General features: G+C 66.0%; 16 protein-coding genes. 8 read left to right on the top strand and 8 right to left on the bottom strand.

Translation table 11 applies throughout. From position 1 onward, the window contains the following. Nucleotide 1 precedes the first annotated feature (1 nt). The 3 genes from AC1DS3_RS15255 to AC1DS3_RS15265 all read right to left on the bottom strand — a co-directional run bounded on the left by AC1DS3_RS15255 (nt 2) and on the right by AC1DS3_RS15265 (nt 1,335). The gene (locus tag AC1DS3_RS15255; RefSeq protein ID WP_441640870.1) at nt 2-298 is read right to left on the bottom strand and encodes a hypothetical protein; all 297 of its coding nucleotides are present in this window, start codon (nt 296-298) and stop codon (nt 2-4) included. Between the two features lie 198 nt (nt 299-496). Then, nucleotides 497-700, bottom strand: coding sequence for a CsbD family protein (locus tag AC1DS3_RS15260; protein ID WP_183032171.1), 204 nt, complete (start codon nt 698-700; stop codon nt 497-499). 53 nt (nt 701-753) lie between these two features. Then, nucleotides 754-1,335 carry a hypothetical protein gene (locus AC1DS3_RS15265; RefSeq protein WP_441640871.1) on the bottom strand — a complete coding sequence of 194 codons (582 nt, stop codon included), beginning with the start codon at nt 1,333-1,335 and terminating at the stop codon, nt 754-756. A gap of 224 nt (nt 1,336-1,559) precedes the next feature. Between AC1DS3_RS15265 and AC1DS3_RS15270 the strand changes: the two genes are divergently transcribed. Next, entirely contained in the window at nt 1,560-2,111 is a 552-nt protein-coding gene (locus AC1DS3_RS15270) for a YcnI family copper-binding membrane protein (protein ID WP_441640872.1), read from the top strand. A gap of 96 nt (nt 2,112-2,207) precedes the next feature. Here AC1DS3_RS15270 and hslU read toward each other — a convergent pair whose 3' ends face one another. The 4 genes from hslU to AC1DS3_RS15290 all read right to left on the bottom strand — a co-directional run bounded on the left by hslU (nt 2,208) and on the right by AC1DS3_RS15290 (nt 6,455). Beyond that, nucleotides 2,208-3,539, bottom strand: coding sequence for an ATP-dependent protease ATPase subunit HslU (gene hslU, locus AC1DS3_RS15275; protein WP_441640873.1), 1,332 nt, complete (start codon nt 3,537-3,539; stop codon nt 2,208-2,210). 92 nt (nt 3,540-3,631) lie between these two features. Further along, on the bottom strand, nt 3,632-4,168 hold the full coding sequence (hslV, locus tag AC1DS3_RS15280) for an ATP-dependent protease subunit HslV (protein WP_006162714.1): 537 nt from the start codon (nt 4,166-4,168) through the stop codon (nt 3,632-3,634). A 53-nt stretch (nt 4,169-4,221) separates the two neighbouring features. Further along, nucleotides 4,222-5,238 (bottom strand): tripartite tricarboxylate transporter substrate-binding protein, encoded by a 1,017-nt coding sequence (locus tag AC1DS3_RS15285; protein ID WP_477127472.1) that lies wholly within the window; start codon nt 5,236-5,238, stop codon nt 4,222-4,224. 317 nt (nt 5,239-5,555) lie between these two features. Further along, the gene (locus AC1DS3_RS15290; RefSeq protein WP_441640875.1) at nt 5,556-6,455 is read right to left on the bottom strand and encodes an alpha/beta fold hydrolase; all 900 of its coding nucleotides are present in this window, start codon (nt 6,453-6,455) and stop codon (nt 5,556-5,558) included. Between the two features lie 147 nt (nt 6,456-6,602). Here AC1DS3_RS15290 and AC1DS3_RS15295 point away from each other — a divergent pair, with 147 nt between their 5' ends. The 6 genes from AC1DS3_RS15295 to AC1DS3_RS15320 all read left to right on the top strand — a co-directional run bounded on the left by AC1DS3_RS15295 (nt 6,603) and on the right by AC1DS3_RS15320 (nt 13,686). Further along, the gene (locus tag AC1DS3_RS15295) at nt 6,603-7,124 is read left to right on the top strand and encodes a Fur family transcriptional regulator (protein ID WP_441640876.1); all 522 of its coding nucleotides are present in this window, start codon (nt 6,603-6,605) and stop codon (nt 7,122-7,124) included. Between the two features lie 101 nt (nt 7,125-7,225). Continuing rightward, the gene (locus AC1DS3_RS15300; RefSeq protein WP_477127473.1) at nt 7,226-8,323 is read left to right on the top strand and encodes a CobW family GTP-binding protein; all 1,098 of its coding nucleotides are present in this window, start codon (nt 7,226-7,228) and stop codon (nt 8,321-8,323) included. 324 nt (nt 8,324-8,647) lie between these two features. Further along, nucleotides 8,648-9,334 carry an RNA polymerase-binding protein DksA gene (gene dksA, locus AC1DS3_RS15305; protein ID WP_441640895.1) on the top strand — a complete coding sequence of 229 codons (687 nt, stop codon included), beginning with the start codon at nt 8,648-8,650 and terminating at the stop codon, nt 9,332-9,334. A 266-nt stretch (nt 9,335-9,600) separates the two neighbouring features. Next, nucleotides 9,601-10,908, top strand: coding sequence for a zinc metallochaperone GTPase ZigA (zigA, locus tag AC1DS3_RS15310; protein ID WP_441640878.1), 1,308 nt, complete (start codon nt 9,601-9,603; stop codon nt 10,906-10,908). Continuing rightward, nucleotides 10,898-11,365, top strand: coding sequence for a hypothetical protein (locus tag AC1DS3_RS15315; protein WP_441640879.1), 468 nt, complete (start codon nt 10,898-10,900; stop codon nt 11,363-11,365). Before zigA ends, AC1DS3_RS15315 begins: the two co-directional genes overlap by 11 nt. A gap of 167 nt (nt 11,366-11,532) precedes the next feature. After that, entirely contained in the window at nt 11,533-13,686 is a 2,154-nt protein-coding gene (locus AC1DS3_RS15320) for a TonB-dependent receptor (RefSeq protein ID WP_477127474.1), read from the top strand. Between the two features lie 68 nt (nt 13,687-13,754). Here the strand turns inward: AC1DS3_RS15320 and AC1DS3_RS15325 are convergent, their stop codons facing one another. Then, on the bottom strand, nt 13,755-14,378 hold the full coding sequence (locus AC1DS3_RS15325; RefSeq protein ID WP_477127475.1) for a glutathione S-transferase family protein: 624 nt from the start codon (nt 14,376-14,378) through the stop codon (nt 13,755-13,757). Nucleotides 14,379-14,682: 304 nt separating this feature from the next. On the opposite strand from AC1DS3_RS15325, the gene AC1DS3_RS15330 reads away from it, so the two are divergent. Next, nucleotides 14,683-16,269 (top strand): ABC transporter substrate-binding protein, encoded by a 1,587-nt coding sequence (locus AC1DS3_RS15330; RefSeq protein WP_477127476.1) that lies wholly within the window; start codon nt 14,683-14,685, stop codon nt 16,267-16,269. Nucleotides 16,270-16,302 lie beyond the last annotated feature (33 nt).

Here is a 16,302-nt window from a genome sequence, read left to right on the forward strand (position 1 = left end):
CTCAGAGGCGCAGCTGCACGTAGTCCCAGTCCAGATCTTCTTCCCGCCCAGGGGCTTGCTCGGCAATGCGCAGCGCGTCGCTGGCATGGCGGTCGGCGCGCGAGCCGAGATCGCCGGCTTGCACGGCCAGTTCCACCGCGGCCCTCGGTGCGGTGCTGGCCAACACGGCGCGCTTCGCCACCACCGGCGCGCTCGCCTGGCGAAGTACGGGCGCGGCCTCCGGGCGCACGCAGAGAAAGACAGTTGCCGCGGCAAGGCCGCACAGTACGCCGAACGAGGACAGTAGCTCGCGTTTCATTTCGTTTCTCCTGCCAGGTTGGTGGTTGAAAATGCGGGTGCAAATCGGCCGGCTACGATCCTTCGATCGTGCCGGCCGCCACTTTGGCATTGCATCGCAACACGCACCAGCGTGCTTACGAATGCTTACCTGTCTTACGCTTCTCTTTACCAGCGTGTCTTATCCGCGTCTCTTACCAACGTCTCTTGGTAGCGTCTCTTACCAGCGTGAATCACGCTCCCACGCCTTCAACTCCTCTTCGACACGCTCCTTGGTGTAGCCATAGCGCTCCTGGATCCGGCCGGCAAGCTGGTCGCGCTTGCCCTGGATCTGGGTAAGGTCGTCGTCGGTGAGCTGGCCCCACTTTTCCTTGACCTTGCCCTTGGCCTGGTCCCATTTGCCTGCGATCTGATCCCAATTCATGGTTGCTTCCTCTATCGTGGATGGGTGACATGCCGACTTGGCGTGCTGGCCAGTTACTTGGCGTACTTGGTCTTCACGTCAGCCACGCACTTGTCCTTGGCATCGCCGGACAGTGCATCGCACTTTTGCTTGTCTGCCTTGTAGGCGGCGTCCACGGTGTCCTTCTTGGCGTCGGCGCGCGCTTCGGCTACGTCGGTGCTGGTGCCGGTGGCGGCAGCCTTCTCGACCTTGGCCGAACCCAGGGCCCGCTCGTGGGCAACCTTGGCTTCCTTCACGCACACGGCCTTGTCATTGCCCTTTACGTCCTCGCATTTTTCCTTGGCCACGCTGTAGTCGGCATCGGCCTTGACCTTGTCCGCCTTGGCGCGCGCCTTGGCCGTGCCATCGCGGGTCGCTTCGGCGTTAGCCTTGGCCACGTCCTCGTCGCGCTTGGCTTCCTTCACGCACACGTCCTTGGCGTTGTCCTTGAGGCTGTCGCACTGGGCGCGCGCGGCCTTGTAGTTGGCGCTGGCGGTCTTCACKGCCGCGTCGTAGTCCGCTTTGGAACCTGCGGGTGCGCCATGCGCCAGCGTGAAGGCGGCAGGGCCGGCAAACATCATCGAACACACTGCTGCGCTCAGCCATTTCTTCATCATGTCGTGCTCCTTTTTCAGTGGCGGATATTGTGGGAGGGCGATCTCGCTCTTGGCCTTTGCCAAGTGCGATCCGCGTTTGCCCACTCCGTATGTACAGAGTACGCATGGGCGCCTCCGAAAATCAGGCGTGGCACTCCGAAAGCCGCGTAAGACAAATCCGACATGATTTCCGGGACACACGATGCCTGCGGCGCTAGACTGACGCGCTTCCCAGGAGAATCCACATGACCGCATCCCGCCTGCTGCCCGCAGTGACCATCGCGCTGGCCTCGCTTGGCGCAAGCTGGACGCCCGCCGCGTTCGCGCACATCGTGTTCGAGCAAAAGGCCGCGGCGGCAGGCAGCTACTTCAAAGGCGCGCTGATGGTGGGCCATGGCTGCAACGGCAGCGCCACCCGCGCCATCACCGTGACCATCCCGGAAGGCGTGCAAGGCGCCCATCCGCAGCCCAAGGCAGGCTGGCAACTGGAAGTGAAACGCGCGCCGCTGGCCAAGCCTTATGCCTCGCACGGCAAGACCGTGAGCGAGGATGTGCGCACGCTGCGCTGGTTTGCCGGCTCGCTGGCCGACGCGCACTTCGATGAGTTCGTGATGCTGATGAAGCTGCCCGAGCAGGCCGGCAAGCTGTATTTCCCGGTGGTGCAGGAATGCGAGGACGGCCGCACCGAATGGACGCAGATCCCCGCGGATGGCCAGAGCCTGCGCGAGCTGAAGACGCCGGCGGCAGAGCTGGAGCTGACCGCGCCGATGCCGGCGGGGCATGCGCACGCGCACTGAGCGGGCGCATTGCCAGACGGCAAAAGGGCAAAGGGCGCACCGAAGTGCGCCCTTTGCCGTCTGGATCGTCTGGATGCCGCTGAACCGGGCTAAGGCTTACAGCACGTAGCGCGACAGGTCCTCGTTGCCGGCCAGGTCGCCCAGGCGCTCATCCACATAGGCCGCGTCGATGGTGACCGTCTCGCCCGATGACTTGGTGGCATGGAAGGACAGGTCCTCCAGCAGCCGCTCCATCACCGTGTACAAGCGGCGCGCGCCGATGTTCTCGACCTTCTCGTTGACCGAGAAAGCGATCTCTGCCAGGCGGCGGATGCCATCCGGCGCGAACACCAGCTGCACCTGCTCGGTGTTCAACAGCGCCTGGTATTGCTTGGTCAGGCTGGCGTCGGTCTGCGTCAGRATGGCTTCGAAGTCGGAGACCGACAGTGATTCCAGCTCGACGCGGATCGGGAAGCGCCCTTGCAGCTCGGGGATCAGGTCGCTCGGCTTGGACAGGTGGAAGGCGCCCGAGGCAATGAACAGGATGTGATCGGTCTTGATCATGCCGTACTTGGTGTTCACCGTGGTGCCCTCGACCAGCGGCAGCAGGTCGCGCTGCACGCCCTGGCGCGACACTTCGGCGCCGCCCACGTCGCTGCGGCTGGCGATCTTGTCGATCTCGTCCAGGAACACGATGCCGTTCTGCTCGACGTTGCCGACCGCCTTGTGCTTGACCTCTTCGTCATTGAGCAGCTTGGCGGCTTCTTCGTCGATCAGCAGCTTGAAGGCTTCGTGCACCTTCATCTTGCGGCGCGCCTTCTTGCCCTGGCCCAGGCCGGCAAACATGGTGCGGATCTGCTCGGTCATGTCTTCCATGCCCGGGGGACCCATGATGTCCATGTTCGGCGAGCCGGCGGCAACCTCAAGCTCGATCTCCTTGTCGTCGAGCTGGCCTTCGCGCAGCTTCTTGCGAAACACCTGGCGCGTGTTGGAATCCTTTTCCTCGGGCTGATTGAAGCCGATATCGCGCGGCGGCGGCAGCAGCACGTCGAGCAGGCGGTCCTCGGCGGCTTCCTCGGCCTTGGCGCGCACCTTCTTCATTTCGGATTCGCGCGCCTGCTTGACCGCCATCTCCGCGAGGTCGCGCACGATGGTGTCCACGTCGCGGCCGACATAGCCCACCTCGGTGAACTTGGTGGCCTCGATCTTGATGAACGGCGCATCGGCCAGCTTGGCCAGGCGACGCGCGATCTCGGTCTTGCCGACGCCGGTCGGCCCGATCATCAGAATGTTCTTGGGCGTGATTTCCTGGCGCAGGGGCTCTTCCACCTGCTGGCGGCGCCAGCGATTGCGCAGCGCAACCGCTACCGCCTTCTTGGCCTTGTTCTGGCCGATGATGTGCTTGTCGAGTTCGGAAACAATTTCCGACGGGGTCATGGTATGCGACATGGTATCCGTTCAGAGGAAGACGACGGACCGGAGCGGTAAGGCATCCGGGCCCAGGCGGCCGTGCGTCAGGTCATTGCGCAGCCGGCCGACGCTCATTCCAGCGTCTCGATGACGAAATTGGTGTTGGTGTAGATGCAGAGCTCGCCGGCAATGCCCAGCGACTTCTCGACGATGTCCTTGGGCGAAAGCTCGGTGTTCTCCACCAGCGCCTTGGCGGCCGACTGGGCGTAGGCGCCGCCCGAGCCAATCGCGGCCACGCCGCCTTCGGGGTCGAGCACATCGCCGTTGCCGGTGATCACCAGCGTGGTGTCGCGGTCGGCGGTGATCAGCATGGCCTCGAGCCGGCGCAGCGCGCGGTCCGAGCGCCAGTCCTTGGCGAGGTCGACGGCGGCGCGGGTCAGGTTGCCCTGGTACTTCTCCAGCTTGGCCTCGAAGCGGTCGAGCAGCGAGAAGGCATCGGCGGTGCTGCCGGCGAAGCCAACCAGTACCTTGCCGTTGTAGATGCGGCGGACCTTGCGGGCAGTGCCCTTCATCACAATATTGCCAAGTGTGACCTGGCCGTCACCGCCAACTGCAACCTGGTTGCCGCGCCGGACGCTGACGATGGTAGTGCCGTGATACTGTTCCATGATGGCTTCGCGAGAATGTGTCAGGGAGGTAGGTGGCGACGGCTGCGGTGAATTCAAGGGCCGCCGCAAGCGGCCCTCCGTGCGCATCCGTTGCCGCACCGAAGGCAACCAGAACAATATAGACGAGGCGGCGTTTCCCCGGCCAGGAAGACCTTCAGCGATTCCGGCGTGGCGCGCTGCGCGGGCACGGCTTCGGCGCCCAGCTCCGCCATCTTGGCGCGGAAGTTGGGGTCCGTGACCGCCTTTTGCAGCGCTGCCGAGAGCTTGTCCACCACCGGCTTGGGCGTGCCCTTGGGCGCGTACATGGCGTGCCAGATCTTCACTTCGACGCCCGGCAGGCCTTGCTCGGCGGCCGTCGGGATGTCCTTGAAGGCTTCCACGCGGCGGCTCTGCATGGCGGCGTACGGCTTGAGCGCCCCCGCCTTGAGCTGGCCAGCGATATTGGTGGTCTGGTCGCACATCAGGTTGACCTGGCCGCCCAGGATATCGGTCAGCGCCGGCGCCGTGCCCTTGTAGGGCACCGTGGTCAGGTCGGTCTGGATCGCGCTCAGGAAGAGCAGGCCRCACAGGTGCGAGGCCGAGCCGATGCCCGCGTTGGCCAGCGACAGCTTGCTGGCATTGGCTTTGATATAGGGCAGCAATTCCTTGAAGTTGGCGGGCGGCAGGTTCTTGTTGCCAATCATCACCATCGGCACGTCGGCGATCTCGCCCACGGTTTCGAAGTCCTTGAGCGGATCGAAGCCGAGGTTGCGGTACAGCGCCGGCGCGGTGGACATGCCGATATGGTGGATCAGGATGGTGTAGCCGTCTCCCTTGGCCTGCGCGACCTTCTTGGCGCCGATGGTGCCGCCGGCGCCGCCCAGGTTCTCGATCACCATCGTGGTACCCAGGTGCTTGGACATGATCATGACCAGCTCGCGCGAGACCTTGTCGGTAGGGCCGCCCGCGGCAAAAGGCACCACCACCGATACCGGCTTGCTGCCAGGGAATTCCTCTGCCTGCGCGCCCGCATGCACTCCCATTACGCCGACCGTCAGCGCGGCAGCCACAAACTGTGCAACTCGTTTCATGCTATCTCCTGGATACCCTTCTATTCCCGTCCCGACACTGCCCCGGCCGGAGTGGCGCGCCCTGTCGGGTGCTGCCATTCCTGCGCTGCCGGCCCGATCCGGGCGGCAGCGCCGACCATGACGCGGGCACAGCGCATACGGCCGCCGCGGCTTGGGCCGCGCGACCGGAGCGCAATGCTATCAATGTCGAAAAGTGGCAAATATCCGGAATAACCCGCTAAGACATTTCTTCGCAAAGGTACGCTAAATGTATCGAACTCGACGCAGCCTGCGGGAATCGGTGCTCAACAGGAGAACCACGGGAGGCCAACGAAAGATCAACAGAAGAAGCCGAGCATTTCCTCCTGCAGCACCCCGGGCGCCTCCTCCGGGATGTAATGCCCGCAGGGCACCGCGCGGCCGCTGACGTCGCTCGCCACCTCCTGCCACAGCGCCAACGGCTCGAAGCAACGCGCCACCACGCCATGCTCGCCCCACAGCACGCGCAGCGGGCAATCCAGMCGGCGGCCATCMGTGCGGTCCGCCCGGTCATGGTCCAGGTCGATGGTGGCTGCCGCGCGGTAGTCCTCGCACATGGCGTGCACGTGGGCCGGATCGCGCATGGCGGCGGTGTAGGCGGCCATCGCCTCGGGCGCGAACGGGCTCAGCCCGGCGTGGCGCAGGCCCATCAGCTTGTTGAGGTAGAACTCCGGCTCCGCGTTGATCAGCGTTTCCGGGAACGGCGCCGGCTGGATCAGGAAGAACCAGTGCCAATAGGCGGCGGCAAATGCCATGCTGGTGCGCTCGTACATGGCCAGCGTGGGAGCGATGTCCAGCAGCATGGCGCGCGTGACCCGGCTGGGATGGTCCGCGATCAGCCGGTGCGCCACGCGCGCGCCGCGGTCATGGGCGCATAGTGCGAAGCGGTCGAAACCCAGCTGCGCCATCACCGCCACCTGGTCCTGCGCCATCGCGCGCTTGCTGTAGGTCTCGAAGCCGGCCGTGCCCGGCGGCGCGCTGCTGCTCCCATAGCCGCGCAGGTCGGTGGCGATCACGGTGAAGTGGTCGGCCAGCGCGGGTGCCACCTTGTGCCAGATCAGGTGGCTCTGGGGATGGCCATGCAGCAGCAACAGCGGCGGCCCGGAGCCGCCGCGCACGCCGGCGATCCCCACGTCGCCGATGTGCAGGCGAAAGGGCTCGAAATTGGGGAACAGCAGGGCGCTGGCGTCGTTCTGCATGCGGTGTCTCCTCGGGTCTCGGGGGCCTGCTGGCGATGATAGACGCAAACCGCGGGCGCGATGGCGCGCACGCTGCTGACGGCCGCCAGGGCGCCGAGTTGACGCAACTGAATTGCATCACCCGGGGCACTATGGTTAAATCGGCCCATGAGCAGCAGCCCCTCCCCCACCCAGGCCATGCCTGGACCCGCCATGCCCCCCGCGCCGGCCATCCTGGACGCCGCCCACGAACGCCTGCGCGAGCTGGGCGCGCGTGTGACCCAGCCGCGCCTTGGCATCCTGGCATGCCTGATGGAAAGCCATGAGCCGCTGACCCACCAGGCCGTGATCGACCGCATGCCGGCCGATGGCGAAGCGATCGACCGCGTGACCGTGTACCGCGTGCTCGACTGGCTGGTCGAGCARGGGCTGGCCCAGAAGCGGGCCGGCCACGACCGSGTMTTCCGCTTCAGCCTGGTCGAGCAYGAGGCCGCGCGCGCACAGGTGCACCGGCAGCACAGCCACTTCCATTGCAACCGCTGTGACCGCACTTTCTGCCTGGACGGCGTCAGCGCGCCGGCGCAAGCCGCGCCCAAGGTGCCGAGCGGCTTTGCCGTGGAGCATGTGGAGCTGACCGTGAACGGCGTTTGCGCCGAATGCGGCGCACGCACCCCTGGCAAGCATGGCTGAGCGGCGTCACCGCCCGCTCGCTAGACGAACGAACAAGTTATCCAAACCCGACTTACCCCGCGCACGACAGGCCAAAGCGGCATCCCTTCCCGGAGAAAACAATGTCTAAACTGATCCCGGTCACGATCCTGACCGGCTTCCTCGGCAGCGGCAAGACCACCCTGCTCAAGCGCATCCTGAGCGAGCAGCACGGCATGAAGATTGCCGTGATCGAAAACGAGTTCGGCGAAGAGAACATCGACAACGAGATCCTGGTGCAGGATGGCCGCGAGCAGATCGTGCAGATGAGCAACGGCTGCATCTGCTGCACCATCCGCGGCGACCTGGTGGCAGCGCTGTCGCAACTGATGACCCGCCGCGACGCCGGCGAGATCGATTTCGACCGCGTCGTGATCGAAACCACGGGCGTGGCCAATCCGGGCCCGGTGGCCCAGACCTTCTTCATGGACGACGAGATCGCCCAGCGCTACCTGCTGGACGCCGTGATCACCCTGGTGGATGCCAAGCACGCCCACCATCAGCTCGACAAGCAGGAAGAAGCCCAGCGCCAGGTTGGCTTTGCCGACGCCATCTTCGTCACCAAGGCCGACCTCGTGGCGGAAGGCGAGATCGCCGACCTGCGCCACCGCCTGCTGCACATGAACCCGCGCGCGCCCGTGCGCACGGCGCATTTCGGCGAGGCGCCGATCGACACAATCTTTGACCTTCGGGGCTTCAATCTGAACGAAAAGCTGGAAATCGACCCGGATTTCCTGCGTGCCGAGGCCGAAGAGCACGATCACGACCATGCGCACGAGCACGCGCATGGCGACCATTGCGCCGATGACTGCGGCCATGACCATCATGACCACCACGATCACGGTCATGATCACAAGCACGACCATCACCATCACCACCACCACACCGACCGCATCGGCTCCTTCGTCTTCCGCAGCGAAAAACCCTTCAATTACGCCAAGCTGGAGGAATTCCTGTCTGGCATCCTGTCGGTCTATGGGGAAAACCTGCTGCGCTACAAAGGCGTACTCTATATGGACGCGGTGGACCGGAAAGTGGTCTTCCAGGGCGTGCATCAGCTGATGGGCAGCGATATCKGTGCAAAATGGGGCGAAGAAACCCCCGGCACCAAGATGGTCTTCATTGGCCTGGACCTGCCCAAGGACGCCATCCTGAAGGGCCTGGCCACCTGCCTGGCCTGAAGCCGGCAGGCTGCGCCGCCCGCCCTGCCGCCCCCCCTCGTCGGAGGGGGGGCTGGGATATCAGGGAAAACTCCCCGCTTTTCTCCCATATCTCCAAAATTTTTGTTCAAGTACAATAGGCTGGATTTAGTGCGGGGAACGTAGCCTTTTGTCTTTTGGCCATTTGGTCATTTGGCGATGGTGCCCGCAATGCAGGGCGGCGGTCGTCGTCAGCATGAGGCGGGCTGCCGGCAGGTGCGGTCGCAGTGCTTTATGCGGAGACCGCCCTCCGCTCGGGGCACCCGTCACGCGCCGTCATCGATCGACGCGAGAGAGAGGTGTCCCATGGTAGCCGCAACGAAAACGAAACAAAGCCGCAGCAAAAGCAGCAGCGCTGCGGCCGAGACGCTGAAGGCGCAGTCCATGGAGGCTGCGCCTGCTCCCCGCGGCAGTACGGCGCACGCCGGTGCGGGCGAGGCCAAGGGAGGCACGCACAGCAGCCAGTCTGCAGCCAGCCAGAGCGAAACCTCCGCGCCGCGCAAGCGGCCGGACACTGCACCCGAGCGGACCAAGACGCCGCCGGTCGCACCAACAAGAGAATCAGCAGCAACCATGAGCAGCAATAAACTTCTGACTGAAGCTGAAATCCTGAAGATGGGCGACAAGGATTACATGAACGAAGCGCAGCTCGGCTTCTTCAAACATCGCCTTGAGCAGCTGCGCGACGATATCCTGAAAAACGCCGACCAGACCACCGAGCACCTGCGCGAAACGGTCATCGTGCCGGATCCCGCCGACCGCGCCACCATCGAAGAAGAGCACGCGCTGGAACTGCGCACGCGCGACCGCGAGCGCAAGCTGCTCAAGAAAGTCGAGCAATCGCTGGCCCGCATCGAGTCCGGCGACTACGGCTGGTGCGAGGAAACCGGCGAGCCGATCGGCGTGCCGCGCCTGCTGGCCCGGCCCACCGCCACGCTGTCGCTGGAAGCCCAGCAACGCCGCGAACTGCGCCAGAAGCTGTTCGGCGACTGATTCGGCGACTGCCCGGGGCTGTCGCCCCGCGCGCCAGACGGCCCGGTTCTCCGGGCCGTTTTGTTTGAGCGGCACGACACCTGCAGGCATCGCCTGCCATTCATCATTCGCCTTTGTGGTGTCACAGGCACGGGCCTATCATTAGGAACGGCGGGATTCGTGCGGCCATCGCGCTCCCCGAATTGCCTGCTTTCCCCCTTGCTTTCTGATACAGTCGCAACTTTGTTGCAATAACACGCGCCCCAACCCCGGCGCGACTCGATGCCATGGCCGATCGCCTGCCCGTCACCGTGCTGTCCGGATTCCTCGGTGCCGGCAAGACAACCCTGCTCAATCATGTTCTGGCCAACCGCGAAGGCAAGCGGGTGGCAGTGATCGTCAACGACCTGGCCGACGTCAACATCGACGCCCGCCTGCTTGGCGACGGCATGCTGGCGCAGGCTGGCGAGCGCCTGATCGAGCTGACCAATGGCTGCATCTGCTGCACGCTGCGCGAGGACCTGCTGACCGAGATCGGCAAGCTGGCACGCGAGGGCCGCTTCGATTACCTGCTAGTCGAGTCGACCGGGGTCGCCGAGCCGCTGCCCATCGCGGAGACCTTCACCTTCGAGGATGAGCAAGGCGTGGCACTGGACACCGTTGCCCGCCTGGATACCATGGTGACGGTAGTCGATGCCGCGCACTTCCTGCAAGACTTCAACGAAGCCGACTTCCTCCAGGACCGTGGCCAGGCGCGCGACGAGGACGAYGACCGCACGGTGGTCGACCTGCTGATCGAGCAGGTCGAATTCTGCGACGTGATCGTGCTCAACAAGCTCGACCTCGTCAGCGAGGCCGAGCGCGAGCGCCTCGCCGGCATCCTGCATTCGCTCAACCCGCGCGCGGCCATCGTGCCGGCCAGCTTCGGCAAGGTACCGCTGGACAGCATCCTCGACACCGGCCGCTTCGACTTCGACGCCGCCGCCGCCGCCCCGGGCTGGCTGGCGGAACTGCGCGGCGAACACGTACCGGAGAGCGAAGCCTACGGCATCGGCAGCTTCGTCTACCGCCGCCGCCGCCCCTTCCATCCGCAGCGCTTCGCCGACCTGATCCACACCGAATGGCTGCGCGAGCATGGCAATGTGCTGCGCTCCAAGGGCTTCTTCTGGCTGGCCACGCGCATGCACGCAGCCGGCACCTGGGGCCAGGCAGGCGGCGTGTGCCGCCACGGCGGTGCTGGCGCCTGGTGGGCCGCGCTGGATTCGTCCGAATGGCCGGACGACGAAGCAGGCCGCGCCGAGCTCGAAGCCGATATGACCGTGGATGGCAAACCCGCGCCCTTCGGCGACCGGCGCCAGGAACTGGTGCTGATCGGCCAGGACCTTGACCGCCCCGCGCTCGAAGCGCTGCTGGACGCCTGCCTGCTGACCGACGCGGAAATGGCTGCCGGCCCGGATGCCTGGGCGCAGTACGCCGACCCGTTCCCGAGCTGGGACGACGGCCTGGACGATGACGGCCACGAGCATGGCGACGACTGCGGTTGCGATGACCACGGCCACGATCACGGCCACAATCACGGCGGGCATGGCCACTGACGCCGTTCGGCCCTGGCAGCGCCTGCAGCGCTGGCGCGAGCGCGGCCTCGGCCTATGGCCGGCGCTCTGGCTGGCGCTGTGCCTGCTGCTGGCCCAGCATGCCGGGCTGACGCACCGCATTCATCACGGCGGGCTGTTCAGCCCGGCGCTGCAGGCCGCCGCCAGCAACCGCGAGGCTGCCCTGCCTGTTACCGGCGCCGACGACAACGAGATCCATGTCACCGATAGCGCCCGGGCCGATCCCGGCCTGCCGCTCTCGCTCAAGCTGGCGGGGCACTTCTGCGTCTTGTTCGACGGCGCCACGGTGGCCGCCAGCCATTGCGGCACGCCGGTCATGCCGGCGCTCACGCACCTGCAGTCGCCGGTGCCGTTCAGCGTGGGCTGGCGCCGGCCCGACCTGCAACATCCCCAGCCTTTCCGCTCGCGCGCCCCTCCGGCCGTTCACGCTCTCGCCTGAAACCCGGGCCGCGGCTGCCAAGCCGCCGCCCGCCGCCTGCCGCATCGCGCCGCGCTCCTGAACCTTGCTGCCCGCCGCCGTCCCGCGCATTTTGCGCGGCACGGCGTGCGGCCGGCATCCGGACGCTGGCGCCACGCACTCGAAAGCATCCAAGAACAATGCGAGCCATGTCTTTCCGCCTCCAACAAACCCATATCCTGCGGCGCACGCCGCTCGCCGCCGTGGCGGCCCTGATCGCCTCCGCCTCCGTTTCCACGGGCGTGTTCGCGCAAAGCGCCCCGGCTGCGTCGACGGCGCCGGCTGCGCCCGCCGCCGCCCCGGCCACGCTGCGCGAGGTGGTCATCACAGCTAACCCGCTGGGCAGCGAGCTCACCGACCTGGTGGCGCCAGTCTCCACCCTCAGCGGCGATGCCCTTGCCGTGCGCCAGGGCAGCACGCTGGGCGACACCCTGGACAAGCTGCCGGGCGTGTCCTCAAGCTACTTCGGCCCGAACGCCAGCCGCCCGATCATCCGAGGCCTGGACGGCGACCGCATCAAGGTGCTGCAGAACGGCGGCACCACCGTCGACGCCTCCACCCTGTCCAACGACCACGCCGTGCCAGTTGATCCGCTGGTGGCCGAGCGCATTGAAGTGGTGCGCGGCCCGGCCGCGCTGATGTACGGCGGCAACGCCATCGGCGGCGTGGTCAACGTGATCGACAACCGCATCCCGAAGGAGCCGATCCAGGGCATCGGCGGCGCGGTGGACGCCAGCGCCACCGCCGGCGGCGACAGCGCGCGCAACGCCAGCGGCCTGCTCGAGGCCGGCAATGGCCAGATCGCCATCCATGCCGACGCCTTCGCCCGCAAGACCAGCGACCTGCGCATCCCCGGCTACGCGCGCAGCGCCAGCCTGCGCAACAGCCAGCCGCTGCCGGAAGGCGAAAACGAGGCCTACGGCCGCCTGCCCAACAGCAACGCGCAGCAGTCGGGCGGCTCGCTGGGTGGCGCTTACACCTGGGCCGACGGCTTCGTCGGCGCCAACTACAGCGAGTACCACAACGAATACGGCACCCCCGCCGAAGACACCGTGCGGCTGCAGATGCGCCAGCAACGCTTCGCGCTCGAAGGCGAGGCGCGCAACCTGGCCGGCAATACCGGTGGCTTCATCGAATCGGTCAAGGGCAAGTTCAGCTACACCGACTACGAACACAAGGAGGTCGACTCCGGGCAGACCGGCACCATCTTCAAGAACAACGGCTGGGACGCACGCTTCGAGGCCAAGCACGCGCGCATCGGCAACATGATGGGTGTGATCGGCACCCAGTTCGGCTCGACCCGCTTCTCGGCGCTTGGCGAGGAAGCCTTCGTGCCGAGCACCGACACCGACAACGCGGCCCTGTTCATCTTCGAGGAAATGCCGCTGACCGCTAGCGGCGACCTCAAGCTCAACCTGGGCGGGCGCATGGACCACACCAGCGTGAAGGCGCAGGCCAACGGCAACGACCGCTTCTCCGACGCCAGCCGCAGCTTCAACGCCGGCAGCGCCTCGGCCGGCCTGCTCTACAAGCTGGCGCCGGCCTGGTCGCTGACCAGCAACCTGGCCTACACGGAGCGCGCCCCGACCTTCTACGAGCTGTACGCCAATGGCCCCCACGTGGCTACCGGCTCGTGGGAGCAAGGCGACCCCAACGCCAACAAGGAACGCGCAACCTCGCTGGACCTGGGCGTGCGCTTCAAGTCGGGCCCGCACAGCGCCGGCCTGTCGGGCTATTACAGCCGCTTCGCGAACTACCTGGCGCTCACCAACACGGGCACCGCGCGCGACGCGGAGGGCGATTCCGTCACGCCCGGCAGCGCCGGCGCATTGCCCGTGATGCAATACATGGGCGTGCCCGCCACGCTGTACGGCTTCGAGGCCGAAGGCAAGACACGTGTGTGGCAGAAGCTGCTGACCAGCAGCGACACGGTGGACCTGGAGGCCCGCGCGGACTACGTGCGCGGCGAGAACCGCAACACCGGCCAGCCGCTGCCGCGCCTGTCCCCGTTGCGCCTGGGTGGCGCGGTGGTGTACGGCGCCGGCCCGTGGGGGGCGCGCGCGGACGTGACCTACGCCGCCCGCCAGACGCGCGTGCCATCCAATGACACGCCCACCGATGCATACACCTTGCTTGGCGTGTCCATCACGTACAAGTTCAAGATGGCAGGCACCCAGACGCTGGTCTACCTGCGCGGCGACAACCTGACCAACCAGGACGCCCGCAGCGCCACCTCGATCCTGCGCGACGTCGCGCCGCTGGCAGGGCGCAGCGTCAAGCTGGGCGTGCGCACGACGTTCTAAGCCTCTGCGCAACTGGCAAGAAACGGGGCGCGTATTGCGCCCCGTTGTATTGCGCCCCGTTTCTTCACTCAGGCAATGCCGTTGCACCCGTGGCGCGCAAACCCTTCCCGCTCGCCAAGCCGCTCGAAGTATTCCGCCACCGCCGGATAGTCCGGATGCGGCAACGGCGTGGCGTACCACCGGTTTACCGACAAGCCGATCGGAATATCGGCGAGTGTGAAGCGCTCGCCCGCGACATAGCCGCCCGACACCGCGAGTTGACGCTCGAGGATGCCGATATGCYGTGACCAGCTGGCAATGGAAGCCGCGATCTCCCGCTCGTCCCGGTGCAAAGGCGATTGCCTGACCAGCGCMATGAACGCGTAGCGCCACGTGTTGTTCAGCTCCGTCGCCTGCCAGTCCATCCATTGGTCCACCCGCGCGCGCTGCTGCGCGGCAGCCGGGTAGATGGCGCCATCGCCATAGCGCGACGCCAGGTAGCGGATGATGGTGTTCGACTCCCAAAGCACAAAGCCCTCGTCGTCGAGCACCGGCACCATCGCGTTCGGATTCAGCGCGAGGAATTCCGCCGTATCGGTGGGGCGGTAGCCCGAGCCCCAGTCCTCGCGCACGAACGGCAAGCCGAGTTCKTCGCAGCACCAGAGCACCTTGCGGACGTTGATGGAGGAGGCCTTTCCAAGGATCTTGAGCATGGGCGGGGAGGCGCGCGTGGCGCAAAGAGAATGGCTTCCAATATAAAGCCGGGCTGTCAGGTCGCACAGGCACAGTTGCGCCGGTTTGCGGCCTGACAGTTGGCATTTGACCGTTGACAATTGCAATTGAACAGTCCGAAGTTTGTGCCACGCCGCAGGGCAAACACCCCGCAAAACCGCACGCCCGCTGTGCACGGCCGCCTCGCCCCGGTGCATCCGGCGCTGCGGGTCTGCCCGCCTTGACATGGATGTCTGCATCTCCTGACAATGCCTGCACCGCATCTTGCCTACCAGGGACCCATCGATGACGATCATCCGCCGCGCCCTTGGCGCCGCAGCACTTGCCACGAGCCTCGCCTGCGCAGCGCTCTCCCCAACCGCGGTTGCTGCCAGCCTCACCATCGGCATGTCGGGGGACATCACCTCGCTGGACCCGCACTATCACAACGTCACGCCCAACGCGAACGTGGCCGAGCACATGTTCGAGGCCCTGATCGCCAAGGACGAGACGATGCGCTTCAAGCCCGCGCTGGCGCTCTCGTGGAAGCCGGTCGATGACACCACCTGGGAAATCAAGCTGCGCCCCGGCGTGAAGTTCCACGACGGCAGCGAGTTCACCTCGGCCGACGTGGTCTACTCGCTGAACCGCCCCGCCACGGTCAAGAACAGCCCGTCGCCGTACACCATCTACACCAAGGGCTTCAAGGACATCACCGCGGTCGACAAGCTGACCGTGCGCATCACCACCCACGGCCCTTACCCGCTGGTGCCCAATGACCTCTCCACCATCTACATGCTGTCGAAGAAGGTCGCGGAGAACGCCAGCGGCGACGACTTCAACAGCGGCCGCGCCATGGTCGGCACCGGCCCGTACAAGTTCGTCAGCTTCCGCAAGGGCGACCGCATCGAGCTGACGCGCAACGACAGCTACTGGGGCAACAAGCCGGAGTGGGACACTGTATCGCTGCGCATCCTCACCAACGACGCGCCGCGCGTGGCCGCGCTGCTTGCCGGCGACGTGCAGGTCATCGAGAACGTGCCCACCTCGGATATCCGCAAGCTCTCCGCCGATCCCGGCGTGAGCGTGTTCAAGGTGCCGACCTTCCGCATGATGTACCTGCACCTGGACAGCAACCGCGACGTCACGCCCTTCGTCACCGACAAGACCGGCAAGCCGCTCGCCAGGAACCCGCTCAAGGACGCGCGCGTGCGCGCCGCCATCTCGCACGCCATCTCGCGCCAGGCCATCGTCGACCGCGTGATGGAAGGCGCCGCCGAGCCCACCGGGCAGCTCGTGAACTCCACCTTGTTCGGCCATGTGCCAGGCCTCAAGCCCGACACCTTCGACGCCGCAGGCGCCAGGAAACTGCTGGCGGAAGCGGGCTATCCCGACGGCTTCGCGCTCACGCTGCACGCGCCCAACAACCRCTACGTCAACGACGAACAAGTCGCGCAGGCGATTGCCTCCATGCTGGCGCGCGTCGGCATCCAGACCCGGGTCGAAGCCATGCCGTCCGCCACCTTCTTCACGCGCGCCAACAAGCTGGAGTTCTCCTTCATGCTGGCCGGCTGGGGCGCGGACACGGGCGAGGCTGGCTCGTCGCTGAAGTCGCTGCTGGCCACCTACGATCCGGCCAAGGGCTGGGGCGCATCCAATCGCGGCCGCTACAGCAACCCTGCGCTGGATGCCAAGCTGGCCACGGCGCTGACCACCATCGACGATCGCGCGCGCGAGAAGCTGCTGCAGGACGCGACCGAGATCGGGATCAAGGATGACGGCGTGATCCCGCTGTATTTCCAGATCAACGTATGGGCAGCGAAGAAGGGGTACAAGGTGGTGCCGCGCCAGGATGAGCGCACCTACGCATTCGCCATCAGCAAAGGCTCCTGACCGCTAGCGCGCGACCCCGATGACCGGCGCACC

The organism is Cupriavidus sp. 01L46 (genome assembly GCF_056399905.1).

Bases quoted from the DNA above. Each gene is read 5' to 3' on its own strand.
- AC1DS3_RS15315 (WP_441640879.1), top strand. From the start codon at position 10,898: ATGGCCACTGACGCCGTTCGGCCCTGGCAGCGCCTGCAGCGCTGGCGC.
- AC1DS3_RS15255 (WP_441640870.1), bottom strand. From the start codon at position 298: ATGAAACGCGAGCTACTGTCCTCGTTCGGCGTACTGTGCGGCCTTGCC.
- AC1DS3_RS15320 (WP_477127474.1), top strand. From the start codon at position 11,533: ATGTCTTTCCGCCTCCAACAAACCCATATCCTGCGGCGCACGCCGCTC.
- hslV (WP_006162714.1), bottom strand. From the start codon at position 4,168: ATGGAACAGTATCACGGCACTACCATCGTCAGCGTCCGGCGCGGCAAC.
- AC1DS3_RS15270 (WP_441640872.1), top strand. From the start codon at position 1,560: ATGACCGCATCCCGCCTGCTGCCCGCAGTGACCATCGCGCTGGCCTCG.
- dksA (WP_441640895.1), top strand. From the start codon at position 8,648: ATGGTAGCCGCAACGAAAACGAAACAAAGCCGCAGCAAAAGCAGCAGC.
- AC1DS3_RS15260 (WP_183032171.1), bottom strand. From the start codon at position 700: ATGAATTGGGATCAGATCGCAGGCAAATGGGACCAGGCCAAGGGCAAG.